This is a genomic window from Rhizobium sp. A37_96 (genome assembly GCF_053521765.1).
In genome coordinates this window covers 200,163-220,212 of record NZ_JBNWDS010000007.1, presented here as the reverse complement: position 1 = coordinate 220,212, position 20,050 = coordinate 200,163, and the positions used below count along the sequence as shown (strand labels likewise).

20 protein-coding genes are annotated in these 20,050 nt (G+C 60.7%); all 20 read right to left on the bottom strand.

Going from position 1 to position 20,050, the window contains the following annotated elements:
• Window positions 1-409: 409 nt before the first annotated feature.
• The 20 genes from ACQZ6J_RS19735 to ACQZ6J_RS19640 all read right to left on the bottom strand — a co-directional run bounded on the left by ACQZ6J_RS19735 (window position 410) and on the right by ACQZ6J_RS19640 (window position 20,018).
• Entirely contained in the window at window positions 410-685 is a 276-nt protein-coding gene (locus ACQZ6J_RS19735) for a DUF1467 family protein (RefSeq protein WP_449085289.1), read from the bottom strand.
• A 99-nt stretch (window positions 686-784) separates the two neighbouring features.
• Window positions 785-1,189: a methylmalonyl-CoA epimerase gene (mce, locus tag ACQZ6J_RS19730; RefSeq protein ID WP_449085288.1), complete on the bottom strand. Its 405-nt coding sequence runs from the start codon at window positions 1,187-1,189 to the stop codon at window positions 785-787.
• 31 nt (window positions 1,190-1,220) lie between these two features.
• Entirely contained in the window at window positions 1,221-2,894 is a 1,674-nt protein-coding gene (locus tag ACQZ6J_RS19725) for a ribonuclease J (protein WP_163986125.1), read from the bottom strand.
• A 14-nt stretch (window positions 2,895-2,908) separates the two neighbouring features.
• Window positions 2,909-3,673: a biotin--[acetyl-CoA-carboxylase] ligase gene (locus ACQZ6J_RS19720; RefSeq protein WP_449085287.1), complete on the bottom strand. Its 765-nt coding sequence runs from the start codon at window positions 3,671-3,673 to the stop codon at window positions 2,909-2,911.
• Window positions 3,673-5,115, bottom strand: coding sequence for an NADH-quinone oxidoreductase subunit NuoN (gene nuoN, locus ACQZ6J_RS19715; protein ID WP_163986127.1), 1,443 nt, complete (start codon window positions 5,113-5,115; stop codon window positions 3,673-3,675). Before nuoN ends, ACQZ6J_RS19720 begins: the two co-directional genes overlap by 1 nt.
• 18 nt (window positions 5,116-5,133) lie before the next feature.
• Entirely contained in the window at window positions 5,134-6,645 is a 1,512-nt protein-coding gene (locus tag ACQZ6J_RS19710; protein ID WP_163986128.1) for an NADH-quinone oxidoreductase subunit M, read from the bottom strand.
• Complete coding sequence (gene nuoL / locus ACQZ6J_RS19705; RefSeq protein ID WP_449085286.1) at window positions 6,645-8,639, bottom strand: NADH-quinone oxidoreductase subunit L; 1,995 nt, start codon at window positions 8,637-8,639, stop codon at window positions 6,645-6,647. The genes ACQZ6J_RS19710 and nuoL overlap by 1 nt, the downstream gene beginning before the upstream one ends.
• Before the next feature lie 7 nt (window positions 8,640-8,646).
• Window positions 8,647-8,955, bottom strand: a complete 309-nt coding sequence (gene nuoK, locus ACQZ6J_RS19700; protein WP_007689961.1) for an NADH-quinone oxidoreductase subunit NuoK — start codon at window positions 8,953-8,955, stop codon at window positions 8,647-8,649.
• A gap of 31 nt (window positions 8,956-8,986) precedes the next feature.
• Complete coding sequence (locus tag ACQZ6J_RS19695; protein ID WP_163986130.1) at window positions 8,987-9,601, bottom strand: NADH-quinone oxidoreductase subunit J; 615 nt, start codon at window positions 9,599-9,601, stop codon at window positions 8,987-8,989.
• Window positions 9,602-9,751: 150 nt separating this feature from the next.
• On the bottom strand, window positions 9,752-10,243 hold the full coding sequence (nuoI, locus tag ACQZ6J_RS19690; protein WP_068385913.1) for an NADH-quinone oxidoreductase subunit NuoI: 492 nt from the start codon (window positions 10,241-10,243) through the stop codon (window positions 9,752-9,754).
• A gap of 40 nt (window positions 10,244-10,283) precedes the next feature.
• Window positions 10,284-11,327, bottom strand: a complete 1,044-nt coding sequence (gene nuoH, locus ACQZ6J_RS19685) for an NADH-quinone oxidoreductase subunit NuoH (RefSeq protein WP_034507519.1) — start codon at window positions 11,325-11,327, stop codon at window positions 10,284-10,286.
• Between the two features lie 12 nt (window positions 11,328-11,339).
• A complete protein-coding gene (gene nuoG, locus ACQZ6J_RS19680; RefSeq protein WP_449085285.1) occupies window positions 11,340-13,421 on the bottom strand; it encodes an NADH-quinone oxidoreductase subunit NuoG in 2,082 nt (693 codons plus the stop codon).
• A 242-nt stretch (window positions 13,422-13,663) separates the two neighbouring features.
• Window positions 13,664-14,422, bottom strand: coding sequence for a 5' DNA nuclease (locus ACQZ6J_RS19675; RefSeq protein WP_449085284.1), 759 nt, complete (start codon window positions 14,420-14,422; stop codon window positions 13,664-13,666).
• Window positions 14,423-14,430: 8 nt separating this feature from the next.
• Window positions 14,431-15,735, bottom strand: coding sequence for an NADH-quinone oxidoreductase subunit NuoF (nuoF, locus tag ACQZ6J_RS19670; RefSeq protein WP_163986133.1), 1,305 nt, complete (start codon window positions 15,733-15,735; stop codon window positions 14,431-14,433).
• Between the two features lie 10 nt (window positions 15,736-15,745).
• Window positions 15,746-16,867 (bottom strand): NADH-quinone oxidoreductase subunit E, encoded by a 1,122-nt coding sequence (locus tag ACQZ6J_RS19665; RefSeq protein ID WP_449085283.1) that lies wholly within the window; start codon window positions 16,865-16,867, stop codon window positions 15,746-15,748.
• Window positions 16,868-16,882: 15 nt separating this feature from the next.
• A complete protein-coding gene (locus ACQZ6J_RS19660; protein ID WP_449085282.1) occupies window positions 16,883-17,203 on the bottom strand; it encodes a hypothetical protein in 321 nt (106 codons plus the stop codon).
• Window positions 17,203-18,393 carry an NADH-quinone oxidoreductase subunit D gene (locus ACQZ6J_RS19655; protein WP_047627059.1) on the bottom strand — a complete coding sequence of 397 codons (1,191 nt, stop codon included), beginning with the start codon at window positions 18,391-18,393 and terminating at the stop codon, window positions 17,203-17,205. Before ACQZ6J_RS19655 ends, ACQZ6J_RS19660 begins: the two co-directional genes overlap by 1 nt.
• A gap of 66 nt (window positions 18,394-18,459) precedes the next feature.
• Window positions 18,460-19,062: an NADH-quinone oxidoreductase subunit C gene (locus ACQZ6J_RS19650; protein WP_163986136.1), complete on the bottom strand. Its 603-nt coding sequence runs from the start codon at window positions 19,060-19,062 to the stop codon at window positions 18,460-18,462.
• A gap of 18 nt (window positions 19,063-19,080) precedes the next feature.
• Window positions 19,081-19,662, bottom strand: coding sequence for a NuoB/complex I 20 kDa subunit family protein (locus ACQZ6J_RS19645; RefSeq protein WP_015339504.1), 582 nt, complete (start codon window positions 19,660-19,662; stop codon window positions 19,081-19,083).
• Window positions 19,653-20,018: an NADH-quinone oxidoreductase subunit A gene (locus ACQZ6J_RS19640; protein ID WP_113392144.1), complete on the bottom strand. Its 366-nt coding sequence runs from the start codon at window positions 20,016-20,018 to the stop codon at window positions 19,653-19,655. The genes ACQZ6J_RS19645 and ACQZ6J_RS19640 overlap by 10 nt, the downstream gene beginning before the upstream one ends.
• Between the last annotated feature and the right edge of the window lie 32 nt (window positions 20,019-20,050).

Here is a 20,050-nt window from a genome sequence, read left to right as displayed (position 1 = left end):
GAAAATCTGTCAACAGAAAAATTCTGCTCGACTGTAGCAAAAAAGCAAAAAAAAGGATGACAAAGCTCAATCTTTGAGCTAATTTTAGCTCACAAAAGAGGCAAGAAGGCTAAATTCTTGCCGTTTCGCGGTCAAGTCTTGGGAGGATCAGATCTTAGGCGCGCTCGCTCGCTGCCCCGGTAACGGATAAGGATCACGCGATACTTTAAAACAAGGCTTACAGCCTTGTTTTTTTTTGCTTTCTCGGCCCGCTCTTCAATCACCCGGAAGTATTGGACCGGTCTTCAGCCGAAATAATATACACAAGCTGTAAATTCTTTGCTCTACGCTCATGACAGGCGTGTGACAAATTGATGGCGATCGCAAGGCGCCGCCATTCCGGGCGCCGTCAATCTACGGTTTTCATGGATCACTTGTAGCTTGGAACGATCTGGGGAATGGAATCTATACTCAGCCCGAAATAATGCGAAGCGACATACCAGGTGCCATAGATGAGGGCCGACACCAGCGTCGTGGTGAAAACCACGCGCCACGCGCGAAACTTCGCCGGCGCGCTTTCGACGGTACCGAGGATCACATGCTCGTCTTCGGCCTGGGTTCGCAGGCCGAAGGGCAGGACGGCGAAAAGCGTAATCCACCAGATGACGAAATAGACGGCTAAACCGGCGGCGATCTGCTGTGCCATTATGCTCCCTTCGAGACGAGCCTGCCCGTCTCCTCCTCTTCCAAGCTGCTTATAGGGGCAAAGCAGTCGTCTTTCAAAGCGCCGATCAGCGTTTTAATGTCACACTTGCTCAAGCTCGATGAGCGTACCGAAGAAATCCTTCGGGTGCAGGAAGAGCACCGGCTTGCCATGCGCGCCGATCTTCGGTTCGCCATTTCCGAGCACCCGCGCGCCCTTGGCGACCAATTGATCGCGGGCCGCCAGGATATCCGCGACCTCGTAGCAGATATGGTGCATGCCGCCATCCGGGTTCTTGGCGAGGAAGGACGCGATGGGCGAGGTTTCGCCCAGCGGCTCCAGCAGTTCCACCTTGGTATTGGGCAGTTCCACGAAAACGACGGTAACGCCGTGCTCCGGCAATAGCTGCGGAGCGGACACCTTGGCGCCGAGCGTTTCACGATAGGCTTCGGAAGCCGCCGCGATATCGGGGACGGCTATCGCGATGTGATTGATGCGTCCCAGCACGGCACTCTCCTCCCCGACCGGATCGCCGACCTCAATTGGCCGTGCGCGTGACGAATACGGTTACAATCGGCTTTTTGCCCCAGCCCTGGTTGGCGGCGGAACGCACCGCGCGACGAGCGGCCTCCTGCAGCATGTCCAGATCCTTGCGGCGTGCTCTGGGGATGCTTTCGATGGCGCTGACGATGGCGTCGAAGAGCGTATCTTCCATCTCCTCGCCTTCGTCGTCATAGGCCGGCAAGCCGATGGGTACGACATCCGGATCGCCGACGATATCGTAACGGGCATCCAGCACGACGTTGACGGCGACATGGCCGACATAGGACAGCTTCTTGCGCTCGCCGATGCCCATCTCGTCGAAATCGCCGATGAGCGTACCGTCCTTGAAGATACGCCCATGCGGCGCCTCACCGATGACTTCGACCGGTCCGGGCGCGAGGCGCAATATATCGCCGTTGCGCACGCGCGGTACGGTGGAAATGCCGCTCTGTTCGGCCAGTTCCTTATGGGCGGTCAGATGCGTCGCCTCGCCGTGCACAGGCACGACGACGGCCGGACGCGTCCACTCATACATCTTCTGCAGCTCGTTGCGTCTCGGATGGCCGGAGACATGCACGAGCGCTTCGGCATCGGTCACGACATGCACGCCCTGCTCGATCAGGCCGTTCTTGATATCCTGGATCGCCTTTTCGTTGCCGGGAATGGCGCGCGATGAAAAGACGACGATATCGCCGGCAGCCAGCGCAACATTGCGCATCTCGTCGCGGGAGAGCTTGGCAAGAGCCGCGCGCGGCTCTCCCTGACTGCCAGTCAGGATGACCACGACCTTGTCGCGCGGGATATAGCCATATTCGTCTTCCGCGATGAAAGGCTTGATGCCCTCCATCAGGCCGATGTCACGGGCAACATCGACGACCCGCTTAAGCGAGCTGCCCAATAGCAGCACTTCGCGGCCGGCAGCCTCGGCGGCCTCGGCGACCGTGCGGATACGGCCGACATTGGATGAGAAGGTGGTGATCGCAACCCGGCCCTCGGCGTTCTCGATGATCTTGCGCAGGCTTTCCGAAACATCCTTTTCGGAAGGCGAAACGCCATCGCGGAGCGCATTGGTGGAATCGCACATCAGCGCCAGCACGCCTTCGTCGCCGATCTGGCGGAACCGGGTCTCGTCCGTCAACGGCCCCAGCGAGGGCTCATGATCGATCTTCCAGTCGCCCGTATGGACGACGTTGCCGAGCGGCGTGCGGATCACCAGCGACATCGGCTCGGGGATCGAATGGTTGACGGCCACGCCTTCGATATTGAAGGGGCCGACATTGATGCGGTCACCGGCCTTGAAGAGCGTCACGGGAATCTCGCCCATCGACTTCTCATAATCGCGCTTGGCTTCCAGAAGGCCTGCGGTGAAAGCCGAGGCATAGATGGGAACATTCAGCCCGGGCCAAAGATCGTTCAGCGCGCCGTAGTGATCTTCGTGCGCATGAGTGATGATGATGCCCTTGAGGTTCTTGCGCTCCTTGGCGAGGAAACGGATATCCGGCAACACCAGATCGACGCCCGGCAGATCCGGCCCCGGGAACGTTACGCCGCAATCGACCATGATCCACTGGCGCTGCTCGGGCGGGCCATAGCCGTACAGCGCGAGATTCATGCCGATTTCGCCAACGCCGCCGAGGGGCAGAAACACCAATTCGTCTTGCTTCGCCATCTGATCCCCAACTATCATCTAAAGAAAACGTCGCCCGCGGCGATCGGCATGATCCTGCCGTCCTCCGTCTCGAGCATCAACAAGCCATTATCATCGATTCCGGTGAAATGGCCCAAAATCGAGCGATCCGGCAGGTTCACCGTGATCTTTTCGCCGATACCGCAAGCGACCTCGCGCCAGCGCGCGGTGATTTCCCGAATGCCCTTGCCGCGATTCCAGGCGCCGAGCGCCTCGGACATGGTCGCATAGAGATGGGCAAACAACTCGTCCGGCGAAACCATCGAACCCTGCTGCCTGAGGCAGGTGACCGGATACATCGGATTGTCAGGCATGACCGCAATATTGATGCCGATGCCGATGACAAGCGCATAACGCCCGTCCGGCATGGCTTCGCCTTCAATCAGGATGCCGCAAGTCTTCTTTCGGCCGATCAGGATGTCATTCGGCCACTTGATCTCTACCGGTTCTGCAGCCAGCGGCAGCACGCTGCGCACAGCCTGATGCACGGCAACCGCGACCGCTAGCGGCAATGAGCCGATGCGGTCCATGGGAGCGGGGTCGATCAGAAGGAGAGATGCATAGAGATTGCCGGGCTCCGACACCCAGGGGCGACCGCGGCGACCGCGTCCACCCGTCTGGCGTTCGGCGGTCACCCACAGGTTCCCGTGATCGCCGGCGCGTGCGCGATCGAGGCACACGCTGTTTGTGGATGACGTTTCCTGAAGGGCATCATGCCGGAAGTCGGCGAGCGACTTCCGGTTATTCATGTCAGAGGCCATCAAAACAGCGTCGCAGCGGCCAGATCGGCAGCCCCGCCGATCGCGCCGCCAAAGAAGACGTAGGCAACGACGAAGAGGCCGGAAAGACCGAAGACGAGGCGCAGCGAACCGGCCGTGCGCGCAAATTCGTCCTTGGCTTCATCGAACCACATCACCTTGATGACGCGCAGATAGTAGTAAGCGCCGACGACCGAGGCCAGAACGCCGATGATGGCGAGCGCATAGAGATGCGCCTGGATGGCCGCGACGAAGACGAAGTACTTTCCGAAGAAGCCTGCAAGCGGCGGAATACCGGCCAGCGAGAACATCAGCGCCGTCAGCACGACCGCCATGAACGGGTTGGTGGTGGAAAGGCCGGCGAGGTCCTCGATGGTCTCGACCTGACGTCCGTCCTTGCGGCGCATCGCCATGATGATGGCGAAGGAGCCGAGCGTCATGGCCATGTAGATGACCATGTAGAGCATGACGCCGGACACGCCGGTCTTGGTGCCGGCGGCAAGGCCCACCAGCGCATAACCCATGTGACCGATCGACGAATAGGCCATCAGTCGCTTGAAGTTGCGCTGTCCGATCGCGGCGAAGGAACCGAGCAGCATCGACGCGATCGAGATGAACACGATGATCTGCTGCCAGTCGGCGAGCACCGGATGGAAGGCCGTGACGACGATGCGCGTCAGGATCGCCATGGCGGCAACCTTCGGCGCGCCTGCGAAGAAGGCGGTAACCGGGGTCGGAGCGCCTTCGTAAACGTCCGGCGTCCACATATGGAACGGCACGGCGGAGATCTTGAAGGCAAGACCGGCAAGAACGAAAACCAGGCCGAAAACGAGACCGAGCGAGCGGGTCTCGGCGCTCAGCGCCGCGGCGATGGCGTCGAAGCTCGTGTGGCCGGTGAAGCCGTAGACCAGCGACATGCCGTAAAGCAGCATACCGGAGGAAAGCGCGCCGAGGACGAAGTACTTCAGGCCCGCCTCAGTCGACTTCAGGCTGTCGCGGTTGATGGCGGCCACGACGTAGAGCGCCAGCGATTGCAATTCCAGCGAGAGGTAGAGCGAGATCAGGTCGTGCGCGGAGATCATCAGCAGGATGCCGAGGGTCGCGAGCACCAGCAGAACCGGAAACTCGAAGCGATCGAGCTGCTGCTCGCGCGCCTGCCCCATGCTGAGGAACATGGCGACGATCGAGCCGATAAGGGCGACGACCTTCATGAAGCGCGAGAAGCCGTCGGCGAGATAGGCGCCGCCATAAGCGAGCCCGTCACCCGGCACGAAGATGATCCACAGGCCGGCCACCGCAAGAAGCGCGATGGCAAGACCGGTAACCATGGGTCCCGACCGCTCGCCCGAGAAGACGCCGATCATGAGCAACGCAAGCGCACCGACCGCGAGGATGAGCTCCGGAATGGAAAGATGCAGGCTTGCAAGAATTGTGTCAGCAGTCATGTCGAATAGGTCCCGTCATCAATTCATCGACAGCGCAACATTCTGCGCAGCGTGCAGGGCAGCGGTATAGTTGTTCACCAACAGATCCACCGAGGCGGCCGTGGCGTCGAAGATCGGAGCCGGATAGACGCCGAACAGGATCGTGAGTGCGATCAGCGGATAAAGGATCAGCTGTTCACGCGGCGACAGATCCAGGAGCTTCTTCAGGTTCTCCTTGTCCAGCACGCCGAAAATGACACGGCGGTAGAGCCAGAGCGCATAGGCGGCCGACAGGATGACGCCGGTGGCGGCAAAGAGCGCAACCCAGGTGTTGGCGCGGAAGACGCCGATCAGGGTCAGGAACTCGCCGATGAAGCCGGAGGTGCCAGGCAGGCCGACATTGGCCATGGTGAAGACCATCATCGCAACGGCGTATTTCGGCATGTTATTGACCAGGCCGCCGTATGCCGCGATTTCGCGGGTATGGGTGCGGTCGTAGATCACGCCGACGCAAAGGAAGAGCGCGCCCGAAACGATACCGTGCGACAGCATCTGGAAGATCGCACCCTGCACGCCCTGCTGGTTCGCCGCGAAGATACCCATCGTCACGTAACCCATGTGGGCGACCGACGAATAGGCGATCAGCTTCTTGATGTCTTCCTGCATCAGCGCCACCAGCGAGGTGTAGATGATGGCGATGACCGACAGCGCGAAGACGAGCGGCGCGAAATATTCCGACGCATTCGGGAACATGCCGAGCGAGAAGCGGATGAGACCATAGCCGCCGAGCTTCAGCAGCACGCCTGCCAGGATGACCGAGCCGGCCGTCGGCGCCTGAACGTGCGCGTCGGGCAGCCACGTGTGGACCGGCCACATCGGCATCTTCACCGCGAAGGAGGCGAAGAAGGCCAGCCATAGCCATGTCTGCAGCTGCGGCGGGAACTTGTACTGCAGGAGCGCCTGGATGTCCGTCGTGCCTGCCTGCCAGTACATCGCCATGATGGCGAGCAGCATCAGCACCGAGCCGAGCAGCGTGTAGAGGAAGAACTTGTAGCTGGCGTAGACGCGATCCTTGCCGCCCCAGACGCCGATGATCAGGAACATCGGGATGAGGCCGGCTTCGAAGAAGACGTAGAACAGCACGATATCCAGCGAGACGAACACGCCGATCATCATCGTCTCGAGGACGAGGAAGGCGATCATGTAGTCCTTCAGCCGCTTTTCGACCGAGAGCCAGCTTGCCAGGACACAGAAGGGCATCAGGAAGGTCGACAGGATGACGAACAGCATGGAAATGCCGTCGACGCCCATGTGATAGCTGATGCCGCTGGTCAGCCACTCATGCTTCTCGACCATCTGGAAGCCCGGATTGGCGTTGTCGAACCAGATCCAGACGAACAGCGATACGATGAAGGTGAAGACCGTCGTCGCCAGCGAAATGTTCAGGATGTTGCGGCGGCCGTTGGGGCCGTCGTCCTGCGTGAACAGCAGGAGCAGGACACCCACCAGCGGCAGGAACGTGACCGTTGAAAGAATGGGCCAATCGGTCATCAGAGGGAACTCCCGAGCATCATCCAGGTAACGAGGGCTGCAATGCCGAGCAGCATCGCGAAGGCATAGTGATAGAGGTAGCCGGTCTGCAGGCGCACGACGCGGTTGGTGACATCGACGACACGCGCGGCAATGCCGTTCGGGCCGTAGGTATCGATCACTCCGACGTCGCCCTTCTTCCAGAGGAAGCGGCCAAGCGCCTTTGCGGAGCGAACGAAGATGAAGTCATAGAGTTCGTCGAAGTACCACTTGTTCAACAGGAACTCGTAGAGCGGGCGCTGCTGCTGAGCGAGGCGGCGCGGCGTTTCCGGCGACTTGATGTAGAAATACCAGGCGACCACGAAACCGACGACCATCGCGATGAACGGGCTGAGCTCGACCCAGTGCGGGGCATGCTCCATTTCCTCGAGGATCTTGTTGTCGGGCAGCGTGAAGAGTGCCTGCTTCCAGAATTCCTCGTAGGCGTGACCGACGAAATAGTCATGGAAATACCAGCCGGCGAAGACGGCGCCGATCGCCAGCAGGTAGAGCGGGATCAGCATGACATTCGGCGATTCATGCACATGATGCATGACCTCGTGCGAGGCGCGCGGCTTGCCGAAGAAGGTCATGAAGATCAGGCGCCAGGAATAGAAGCTGGTGAACAGCGCGGCGATGACCAGCAGCGTGAAGGCGAAGCCCGAGGCCGGATTGTGCGACGTGTACGAAGCCTCGATGATCGCGTCCTTCGAGAAGAAGCCGGCGAAGCCGATCGGCGAGAACGGAATGCCGACGCCGGTGATGGCCAGCGTGCCGATGATCATCATCCAGTAGGTCTTCTTGATATGGGTGCGCAGGCCGCCCATATGGCGCATGTCCTGCTCGCCATCGACGGCGTGGATGACCGAGCCGGCGCAGAGGAAGAGCAGCGCCTTGAAGAAGGCATGCGTGAACAGATGGAAGATCGCAGCGCCGTAAGCGCCGACGCCGAGAGCGACGAACATGTAGCCAAGCTGCGAACAGGTCGAGTAGGCGATGACGCGCTTGATGTCGTTCTGTACGAGGCCGACGGTCGCGGCGAAGAAGGCCGTGATCGCGCCAATGATGGTGACGAAGGTCAGCGCATCCGGAGACAGTTCGAAGATCGGCGACATGCGGGCGACGAGGAAGACGCCGGCGGTGACCATGGTTGCGGCATGGATGAGCGCGGAGACCGGCGTCGGGCCTTCCATGGCGTCCGGCAGCCAGGTGTGCAGCAGGAACTGCGCCGACTTGCCCATCGCGCCCATGAAGAGCAGCAGGCAGACGGCCGTCAGGGCGTGGCCGCGATCGAGGTGCATGCCCAGGAAATTGAGCACGATGTCACCCGGCTGGCCGCCCTGCCCTGCGGCAAAGCTCTGGGCATTGCCGAAGATCACGTCGAAATTGATCGAACCGAACAGGACGAAGACGCCTGCAATGCCGAGCACGAAGCCGAAGTCGCCGACGCGGTTGACGATGAAGGCCTTCATGGCGGCTGCCGACGCGGACGGCTTCTTGAACCAGAAGCCGATCAGCAGGTACGAGGCCAGACCGACGCCTTCCCAGCCGAAGAACATCTGCGCGAGGTTGTCCGACGTCACCAGCATGAGCATGGCGAAGGTGAAGAGCGAGAGATAGGCGAAGAAGCGCGGACGATGCGGATCGTGATGCATGTATCCGATCGAGTAGACGTGAACGAGGGTCGAGACCGAGTTCACGACGATCAGCATCACCGATGTCAGCGTGTCCACGCGCAGCGACCACGATACGTCGATGCCGCCGGACTGAATCCAGCGCAGGACTTCAACCTTGATCGGGCCGTCGGTATGGCCGAGCGCCACCGTGAAGAAGACGACCCAGGACAGGATCGCGGCAATGATCATCAAGCCGGTGGTGACGTATTCCGAAGCCTTGGCACCGATGGCGCGGCCGAAAAGGCCGGCGATGATGGCGCCGATAAGGGGAAGAAAGACGATAGCCTTATATAAAAACATAGCTGTATCAGCCCTTCATCACGTTGACGTCTTCAACCGCGATGGAGCCGCGGTTACGGTAGAAGACGACGAGAATTGCAAGACCGATCGCAGCCTCGGCGGCAGCAACGGTCAAAATGAACAGAGCGAAGACCTGGCCGACAATGTCGTTAAGGAACGACGAGAAGGCGACCATGTTGATGTTGACCGCGAGCAGTATGAGTTCGACGGACATCAGGATGATGATGACGTTCTTGCGGTTGAGAAAGATACCGAAGACGCCGAGCACGAAGAGGATGGCGCTAACCGTGAGGTAGTGGGAAAGTCCGATGACCATGTTCTTGTTCCTTTGATCCTCGTGCCTCGCCTCAGACGCCCTGCCCCGGCTTGACCTTGACCACCTCGACGGCGGTCGCGGGCGTGCGGGCGACCTGTTGGGGAATGTTCTGGCGCTTGATGTGCGTGCGATGCTTCAAGGTCAGCACGATCGCGCCGATCATCGCCACCAGCAGCACGAGACCGGCGATCTCGAAGAAATAAACGTAGTTGGTGTAGAGCACGTCGCCGAGGGCGGCCGTGTTCGTTCGGGTCGCCGGCGCCGGGATCGGCATGGCGACCGATTTGGCGATCTCGGGCGAAATCACGCTGCCGCCGATAACGACGATCAGCTCGGCGGCGAGAATGACACCGATCAATGCGCCGATCGGTGCATATTCCAGAATACCCGCCCTGAGCTCGGAGAAGTCGATATCGAGCATCATCACGACGAAGAGGAAGAGGACCGCCACCGCGCCGACATAGACGACCAGCAGGATCATCGCCAGGAATTCAGCCCCCATCAGCAGGAAGAGGCCGGCCGCGTTGAAGAAAACCAGGATGAGGAACAGGACCGAATGGACCGGATTCCGCGCCGAGATGACCATGAACGCCGACGCCACAGCGACAAAGGCGAAGATATAGAAAAAAAGAGCCTGCAGACCCATGTTGGTGCCTTTTTCGTCTTCCCCCGGGCAGCCGGGAGTTTCCCTGCCCGATGGAGCTCGACCGGACTAACGTCCGGCAAAGCCCCGGTCTAGATTCGACCGCGGCGGCGACACTTGTGGCCGCCTGCCACGGCATATTCAAAACTCCGCTCAGCGGTATGGCGAATCCAGCGCAATGTTGTGCGCGATTTCGCGTTCCCAGCGGTCGCCGTTGTCCAAAAGCCGCGCCTTGTCGAAGTAGAGTTCTTCGCGGGTTTCGGTGGCGAATTCGAAGTTGGGCCCCTCGACGATGGCGTCGACCGGGCAGGCTTCCTGGCAGAAGCCGCAATAGATGCACTTCACCATGTCGATGTCGTAACGCACCGTACGGCGGGTGCCGTCATTGCGGCGCGGCCCGGCCTCGATGGTGATGGCCTGGGCAGGACAGATGGCTTCGCAGAGCTTGCATGCGATGCAGCGCTCTTCACCGTTCGGATAACGGCGCAGCGCATGCTCGCCGCGGAAGCGCGGGCTGACCGGCCCCTTTTCGAACGGATAATTGATCGTCGCCTTCTGTTTGAAGAAGTAACGCATCGACAAAAAGAATGCGCCGACGAATTCCTTGAGGAACAGCGAGCTGACGGCGTTGGAAATTCCGGCCATCTTCAACCTCCAAATCTGCTTGAAGCGAGGATCGACATCATCATGCCCATCCCGTCAGCTTCAGCACGAATGCAACGATAACGACCATGGCGAGCGACAGCGGCAGGAAAACCTTCCAGCCGAGACGCATGAGCTGGTCATAGCGGTAGCGCGGCACGAAAGCCTTCACCATCGCGAACATGAAGAATACCAGGCACGACTTCAGCAGGAACCAGATGATGCCCGGAACCCAGTTCAGGATCCAGATATCGACCGGAGGCAGCCAGCCGCCGAGGAAAAGGATCGTCGTCAGCGAGCACATCAGGACGACGGCGGCATATTCGCCGAGCATGAACATCATGTAGGGCGAAGAACCGTATTCGACCATGAAACCGGCAACCAGCTCCGATTCCGCTTCCGGAAGGTCGAACGGCGGGCGGTTGGTTTCAGCCAGCGCCGAAATGAAGAACACGATGAACATCGGGAACAGCGACAGCCAGTGCCAGTCGAGGAACGACGCCGGCAGGCCGAGCTTGGTGCCGAGACCGGTCTGCTGCGAGAGCACGATGTCCGTCAGGTTCAGCGAACCGACGCACAGCAGCACGGTGACGATGACGAGGCCGATCGAGACTTCGTAGGACACCATCTGCGCCGCCGAGCGCAGCGCACCGAGGAACGGATACTTCGAGTTTGAAGCCCAGCCGCCCATGATGATGCCGTAAACTTCCAGCGACGAGATCGCCAGAATGTAGAGGATGCCGACGTTGATGTCGGCGACGACCCAGTTCTGCGCCACCGGCACGACGGCCCAGGTGGAGAGCGCCAGCACCACGGAAACCAGAGGAGCCAGCAGGAACACGGTCTTGTTGGCGCCGGCCGGGATGATCGGCTCCTTGAACATGAACTTGAGCAAGTCGGCGAAGGACTGGAACAGGCCGAAGGGGCCGACGACGTTCGGGCCGCGGCGCAGCTGGACGGCAGCCCAGATCTTGCGGTCGGCAAGCAGAATGTAGGCGATGAAAATCAGCAGGCAGACCAGGAGCAGCAGGGACTGGCCGATCATGATCAGCGCGGGCCAGAGATAGGTCGAAACGAATGAGTCCATAGTCCTGTGCCCTTACTCTGCCGCAACGCGGAAATTGTTGCGGGCCAATGCCGAGCACTCGGCCATGACAGCCGATGCGCGCGTTATCGGGTTCGTCAAATAGAAGTCTTTGATCGGCGAAGCAAATGCCGATTTGGCCATAGCGCCGGCTTTTTTCGCAAGTGCGGCAATTTGGGCGCTATCGGCTTCGGCAATCTCGTCGATGCCGGCGAAATGCGGGAAGGCTGCATAGAGCTTCGCGCGCAATTCCCTCAGCGAATCAAAGGGAAGCTTCTTGCCGAGTACGTCGGAAAGGGCGCGGATGATGGCCCAGTCCTCGCGGGCGTCGCCCGGTGCGAAACCGGCGCGGTTGCCCATCTGGACGCGGCCCTCGGTGTTGACCCAGGTGCCCGACTTTTCGGTGTAGGCGGCTGCCGGAAGGATGACGTCGGCGCTCTGTGCGCCGTTGTCGCCGTGCGAGCCGATATAGACCGTGAACTTCGCGCCCTTGCGGCTGAAATCCAGTTCATCGGCACCCAGCAGGAAGAGAACGTCCATCGAAGACAGCATGGCAGCGGCGTTGACGCCCTTTTCGCCCGGCACGAAGCCGAGATCGAGGCCGCCGACACGCGAAGCCGCCGTGTGCAGCACGGCAAAGCCGTTCCAGTCTTCCTTGACGACGCCAACGGCTGCGGCGAGCTTGGCGGCGTTCGCCAGCACTTCCGCACCGTCTTCGCGGATCAAGGCGCCCTGCCCGATGATGATCATCGGCTTCTGGGCATTCTTCAGGACATCGGCAAAGCTGTGCGAACCGTTGACGATATCAGCCAAGGTATCCGGGCCGGCACCGAGATAGTCATAAGAATAGCGGAGGTCGGCAGCTTCGCCGATCACGCCGATCGGGAACTTGCCACGACGCCAGCGCTTGCGGATGCGCGAATTCAGCACGGCAGCCTCGAAGCGCGGATTGGCGCCGACGATCAGCAGCGCATCGGCGGCTTCGATGCCCTGGATGCTCGGGTTGAAGATGTAGCTTGCGCGGCCGAGCGACGGATCAAGCGCCGTCCCGTCCTGGCGACAGTCGAGGTTTTCCGATCCGAGCGATCGCAGCAGTTCGCCGAGAGCGTACATTTCCTCAACCGAGCCAAGGTCGCCGGCGATTGCGCCGATCTTGTCTCCGCTGGTGGCCGAAACCGCCGACTTGATGGCGGCGAAGGCGTCGCTCCAGCTTGCCGGCTGCAGGCGGCCGTCCTTGCGGACATAGGGCTTGTCTAGGCGCTGCGTCTTCAGACCATCCCAGATGAAGCGCGTCTTATCGGAGATCCACTCTTCGTTGATCTGCTCGTTGACCCTGGGCAGCACGCGCATAACTTCGCGGCCGCGGGTATCGACACGGATGGCAGAGCCGAGCGCGTCCATGACGTCGATCGATTCGGTCTTGTTCAGTTCCCACGGGCGAGCCGTGAAGGCAAAGGGCTTCGAGGTCAGCGCGCCGACCGGGCAAAGATCAACGATGTTGCCCTGCAGCTCGGAGGTCATTGCCTGCTCGAGATAGGTGGTGATTTCGGCGTCTTCGCCGCGGCCGATCAGGCCGAGCTCGGAGATGCCGGCAACTTCCGTCGTGAAGCGAACGCAACGCGTGCAGTGGATGCAGCGGTTCATGACCGTCTTGACGAGCGGGCCGATATACTTGTCTTCGACGGCGCGCTTGTCTTCCTGATAGCGCGAACTATCGATGCCGAAGGCCATCGCCTGGTCCTGCAGGTCGCATTCACCGCCCTGGTCGCAGATCGGGCAATCCAGCGGGTGGTTGATCAGCAGGAATTCCATCACGCCTTCGCGGGCCTTCTTGACCATCGGCGTGTTGGTGAAAACTTCCGGAAGCTCGCCGTTCGGGCCGCCGCGGATATCGCGAACGCCCATGGCGCAGGATGCCTGCGGCTTCGGCGGGCCACCCTTCACTTCGACGAGGCACATGCGGCAATTGCCGGCCACCGACAGTCGTTCATGGAAGCAGAAGCGCGGGACTTCGGCGCCGGCTTCCTCGCACGCCTGGATAAGCGTGTAGTGATCCGGAACTTCGATCTCTTTACCGTCAATCTTCAGTTTAGCCATCGTCCACTCAGTCCTATGTCACGTCTTCAGCCCAACCTGGCCGGAGACAATTTCATGATCGCAAGCCAGGTTTCCATCGGGACGGCTCAAATGCCCGATGGCACCGGTTCGCTCACAATAAGCTTTGCCGATACTTGTCCCCGCAAGACCAGCTTTACGATCGAACCGTGCGGATCGCGCCCGCACCGTCCCCATCGCCTTCATTCACCCTCCCCGGCCGTCGGATACAGCCGAGGAAATTCTCAACTCCGGCCTTTCGGCAGCAGCGCCTTCGCCTGGCCAACCCAGTCGTCGCGCCTTATGCGGCCGTCGAAGCCGAGTTCGGCGTCGATCCGCTCGATATCCGCATCGCTCCAGGCGGCGATATCGGCAAATCGCTTGACGCCGCGTCCGTTCAGCACCTGCTCCAGCTTGGGACCGATGCCGGAAATCCGCTTCAGATCGTCAGCCTTTGCCGCAGCTTTGCGACCGCGCGAGGGAGCCGGGTCTGTCGAAACCGGTTTCGCCGCTTCGACCTTGGCCTTGGCCTTGCCCCGGGCGGCTGCCGCCACCGGCGTTGCAGGCACAACCGGTTTTGGCTCGACCTTCTTGGCACCCGCAGGTTTTGCGACCGCGGGCTTCGGCTTTGCAGCCACCGGCTTCGAGACGACCGGCTTGACAGCGGGCGATGCCTTTACCGGCTTCGCTTCCCCTGCCTCGTCCTTCTTTACCGCCGGCTCCTCCTTGGAGACGACAGCATCCCTTGCGTCCGTCTCGGCCGCGCGCTTGCCGGAAGCCTCGACCGCCCCTTGAAGCGCACCGAAGAAGGCACCGGCGATCTGCGATGTAACGCTGAAGCCTATGGCCGCCGCCGCGGCAAACGCCGCCGCCTGATGGGCAACCAACGGATGGATCGGCATCATGGGCGCGTTCCGCAGCATATCGGCGGCGACGCGACCGAAACCGGCCGATGCATCATCGGCCGCTCCGCTGTCCTGCCTGATATCCGTGGTCTTCGCCATGACAATCCCTACTCGGCTGCTTCCAGAACCGCGCCGTGGCTAGTCGCGTTGGCGGTGTACTGGTCTATACGCTTTTCGATCTCGGGACGGAAATTGCGGATCAGACCCTGAACCGGCCATGCGGCTGCGTCACCGAGCGCACAGATAGTATGACCTTCGATCTGCTTCGTCACCTGGAACAGCATGTCGATCTCGCGCTTCTGGGCGTTGCCGCGAGCCATACGCTCAAGAACGCGCCACATCCAGCCCGTGCCTTCGCGGCAAGGCGTACACTGGCCGCAGCTTTCATGCTTGAAGAAGGCCGAGATGCGGGCAATCGCCTTGATGATGTCGGTCGACTTGTCCATGACGATCGCCGCAGCCGTACCGAAGGACGACTTGACTTCGCGCAGACCGTCGAAATCCATCGGGCAATCGATGATGTCGGCAGCCGGAACGACCGGGCACGACGCGCCGCCGGGAATGACGGCAAGCAGATTGTCCCAACCGCCGCGAATACCGCCGCCGTGCTTTTCGACCAGCTCGCGGAAGGTGATGCCCATCGTCTCTTCGACCGTGCAAGGACGATTGACGTGGCCGGACAGCATGAACAGCTTGGTGCCGACATTGTTCGGGCGGCCGAAGGAGGAGAACCAGCCTGCGCCACGGCGCAGGATCGTCGGCGCTACGGCGATGGATTCGACGTTGTTGACCGTGGTCGGGCAGCCGTAGAGACCCATGTTGGCCGGGAACGGCGGCTTCAGGCGCGGCTGGCCCTTCTTGCCTTCGAGGCTTTCGAGCAGCGCGGTTTCTTCGCCGCAGATGTAAGCGCCGGCGCCATGATGAACGTAAACATCATAATCCCAGCCGAGCTTGTTGTTTTTGCCCAGAAGTCCGGCATCGTAGCATTCGTCGATCGCAGCCTGAAGGGCTTCGCGTTCGCGCATGTATTCGCCTCGGACGTAGATGTACGCGGCGTTTGCACCCATGGCAAAACCGGCAATGACGCAGCCTTCGATCAGCGTATGCGGATCGTGGCGCATGATGTCGCGGTCCTTGCAGGTGCCCGGCTCGGATTCGTCGGCGTTGACGACGAGATAGTGCGGACGGCCATCGCTTTCCTTCGGCATGAAGGACCACTTCAGGCCCGTCGGGAAGCCGGCGCCGCCACGACCGCGAAGGCCGGAAGCCTTCATCTCGTTGATGATCCAGTCACGACCCTTTTCGAGGATTTGCTTCGTGCCATCCCAGTGGCCGCGCGACATCGCGCCCTTCAGGGATTTGTCCTTGAGGCCGTAGATATTGGTAAAGATGCGATCCTGATCCTGTAACATGCTTCACCTCTTACCGCGGCTTCTTGCCGAAGACCTTGATATATTCCGCTTCGCCACCCTTAGCGAGTGCCTCTGCCTGCCTGACCCAGTCGTCGCGCTCGATCCGGCCCTTGAAATTCAGATAACCGTCGACCCAGTGGCGTTCGGCCTCATGCCAGCTCGCAATCTGCGCGAAGGTAAAGATGCCGAGCTCGTGCAAGGTGCCCTCGATCTTCGGACCGACGCCTGAAATGAGCTGCAAATCGTCCGGCTGTGCGGGTCTTTCGATACCGGCAGGGCGATTCTTGTCGTCAAGCGAAGGCTTTCCGGCAACGGGCTCCGCAGCCGCAGTTCCCGAAAGCGGCTGCGTTTCGGCTGCCTTGGCATTCTTGGCCGCTTCCGCCGGAGCCGTTGCCGGCGTCTTCAGGCTCTGATTGGTTTCAGCATCCGTGCTCTTGGCACGGCCGGCCTCGGACGGCGGTATCGAAACAGCCTCGGCAGTGGCCTTGGCCACCTTGCCTGCGGTGCTCTTTGCCTGCGCCTCGTCCGACAGGAGGGACGTCAAGCCACCTTCCGGAGCGGAGAAAACGCGGTCGATCTGCGGACCGGTCGGAATTTCATGGCCCTTGCCTGCGGCGAACGCATCGATGATCTCTTCGAGACGTGTCGGGGTCAGATCCTCATAGGTATCCTTGCCGATCACGACCATCGGTGCGTTGACGCAGGCGCCCTGACACTCGACCTCTTCCCAGGAGAGCGTGCCGTCGGCGGTGCGCTCGAAAGCATGGTCGCTGATCCGGCTCTTACAGATCTTGATCAGCCCTTCGGCGCCGCGCAGCATGCAGGGCGTCGTGCCGCAAACCTGAACGTGAGCGCGCGTGCCGACCGGATGCAACTGAAACTGCGTGTAGAAGGTCGCGACTTCGAGCGCGCGGATATAGGCCATATCCAGCATGTCGGCGATCTTTTCGATAGCGGCCTTGGTGACCCAGCCTTCCTGCTCCTGCGCGCGCATCATCAGCGGGATGATCGCGGACTGCTGGCGGCCCTCGGGATATTTATTGATCGTCTTTTCCGCCCAGACCGCATTCTCCTTGCTGAAGGCGAAGGCGGCAGGCTGGAATTGATCTTCGGCTAGTCGACGAACGGACATCTTTCACGCCTTATCTCAGTTTAAGGACCCACACCGCGTATTCGTCAGAGACGAGAATTCGCAGGCATAGGCCGACTGGTCTTTCTGCATAAACACAACAAACTTGCCGCCGTTCGGCACAGCGGCCTTGATCTGATAACCGCGGGAAAGAAGGTCGGTCATGGTCGAATCCCCCTCGCCCGACGTCACCTCATTTCCGCCCTTCGCAGAATTCGCGCCGATCGCATTCGAACCCTGCGTGGTGATGTTCGGCAGGGTCTGCGTCTTGCCGGCCTGCTGCGCCGAAGCGCCGCAGGCGACGAGGATCACAGGAATGACGACCTGCCAGGCTCGCATCAGCGATCCACCTCACCGAACACGATATCGAGCGAACCGAGCACCGCTGCCACGTCGGCGAGCTGATGGCCGCGGCACATGAAGTCCATGGCCTGCAGATGCGCATAGCCCGGCGCACGGATCTTGCAGCGATAAGGCTTGTTGGAGCCGTCGGAGACGAGATAGACGCCGAACTCGCCCTTCGGCGCTTCGACGGCCGCATAAACCTCGCCGGCCGGTACGTGATAGCCTTCGGTGTAAAGCTTGAAATGGTGGATCAGCGCTTCCATCGAGCGCTTCATCTCGCCGCGCTTCGGCGGAACGACCTTGCCGTCCAGCGACGAAACCGGCCCCGTCTTGGCGTCACCCAGCAGGCGATTGACGCACTGCTTCATGATGCGGACGGATTCGCGCATTTCGATCATGCGGATGAGATAACGGTCGTAGCAGTCGCCGTTCTTGCCGATCGGAATGTCGAATTCCAGATCCGAATAGCATTCATAGGGCTGCGCCTTGCGCAGGTCCCATGCGGCGCCGGAGCCGCGGACCATGACGCCGGAGAAGCCCCAGGCCCAACAGTCTTCCAGCGAAACCACGCCGATATCGACGTTGCGCTGCTTGAAGATACGGTTGCCGGTCAAAAGGTCGTCGATATCGTCGAGCGCCTTCAGGAAAGGATCGCACCAGTCGCCGATATCCTGCACGAGCTTCTCGGGAAGGTCCTGGTGAACGCCGCCCGGACGAACGTAAGCGGCGTGCATGCGCGAGCCGGAGGCGCGCTCATAGAACACCATCAGCTTCTCGCGCTCTTCAAAGCCCCAAAGCGGCGGCGTCAGCGCGCCGACGTCCATGGCCTGCGTCGTGACGTTGAGCAGATGCGACAGGATACGGCCGATTTCCGAGTAGAGAACACGGATCAGCTGGCCACGGATCGGGATATCGATGCCGAGCAGCTTCTCGACGGCCAGCGCATAGGCATGCTCCTGGTTCATCGGCGCCACGTAGTCGAGGCGGTCGAAATAAGGAACGGCCTGCAGATAGGTCTTCGTCTCGATCAGCTTTTCAGTGCCGCGATGCAGCAGGCCGATATGGGGATCGACGCGTTCCACAATTTCGCCGTCCAATTCGAGGACAAGACGCAAAACGCCGTGCGCAGCCGGATGCTGCGGACCGAAATTGATGTTGAAGTTGCGAACGTTATGTTCTGTCATGGCGGCGATGCTCGCGTTGTCAGATATTCAGAGAATGGCAGGCTCGAGCCCGCCACACGCCATAAATTAGGCCTTCGCCTTCTCATCGCCCGGGAGCACGTAGTCGGTGCCCTCCCACGGCGACAGGAAGTCGAAATTGCGGAATTCCTGCTTCAGCTCCACCGGCTCGTAGACGACGCGCTTGGCGGCGTCGTCATAGCGAACCTCGACGAAACCGGTCGTCGGGAAATCCTTGCGCAGCGGATGGCCTTCGAAACCGTAGTCGGTGAGGATACGGCGCAGATCCGGGTGTCCGGTGAAGAGAACGCCGTACATGTCCCAGGTTTCACGCTCGAACCAATCGGCGCCGGGATAGATGCCGCAAACGGACGGAACGGCCTGATCTTCGCCGACGGGAACCTTGACGCGGATGCGAATGTTCTTTTTCGGCGACAGGAGATGGTAGACGACGTCGAAACGCTCGGCGCGCTGCGGCCAGTCGACACCGCAAATGTCCGTTATGTTGACGAAACCGCACTTGGCATCGTCACGCAGGAAGGTCAGCAGGGCGATAACGTTTTCGGCCGTCGTCGTCACGTTCAGCTCGCCGTACTTGATCTCGCTCGAGGAGATCAGGGCGCTGCGAACTTCCGTGAGATAAGCGGCGAGCTCGTTCAGGGCTTCACTCATGATACCTTGTCCCCTGCCTTACCGTTCGATCGTGCCGGTGCGCCGGATCTTCTTCTGCAGCAGAAGCACGCCGTAAAGCAGCGCCTCTGCCGTGGGAGGACAGCCCGGAATATAAATGTCGATGGGAACGACACGGTCGCATCCGCGCACGACGGAATAGGAATAGTGATAGTAGCCGCCACCGTTCGCGCAGGAACCCATGGAGATGACGTAGCGCGGCTCGGGCATCTGGTCGTAGACCTTGCGCAGGGCGGGCGCCATCTTGTTGGTCAGCGTGCCGGCGACGATCATGACGTCGGACTGGCGCGGCGAAGCGCGCGGCGCAAAGCCGAAGCGCTCGACGTCGTAGCGCGGCATGGAAACCTGCATCATCTCGACGGCGCAGCATGCGAGACCGAAGGTCATCCACATCAGGGAGCCGGTGCGGGCCCAATTGATCAGCTCATCGGTGGAGGTGACCAGAAAGCCCTTGTCGGCGAGTTCGTTGTTGATCTCGCCGAAGAACGGATCGTTGCTGCCAACCGGCCGGCCGGTCGCGGGATCGATAATCCCCTTCGGCTGCGGCGCTACGAGCGTCGTGTTGCTTGGGGCTACTCCCATTCCAGGGCTCCCTTCTTCCATTCATAGATAAAGCCGATGGTCAGCACCGCGAGGAATACCATCATCGACCAGAACCCGAACCAGCCGATCGCACCGAACGACACGGCCCACGGGAAAAGGAAGGCGACTTCCAGGTCGAAGATGATGAAGAGAATCGATACCAGGTAGAAACGGATATCGAACTTCATGCGGGCGTCATCGAATGCGTTGAAGCCGCATTCATAAGCCGAGAGCTTTTCCGAGTCAGGCGCCTTGAAGGCGACGGCGAACGGCGTGATCAACAGCGCCAGGCCAATCACCAAGGAAATACCTATGAAAATCGCTATCGGAATATAGGAACTGAGCAGTCCAGTCATCATGTCCATCCCTGCTTGCGGTGAGCGCCGGG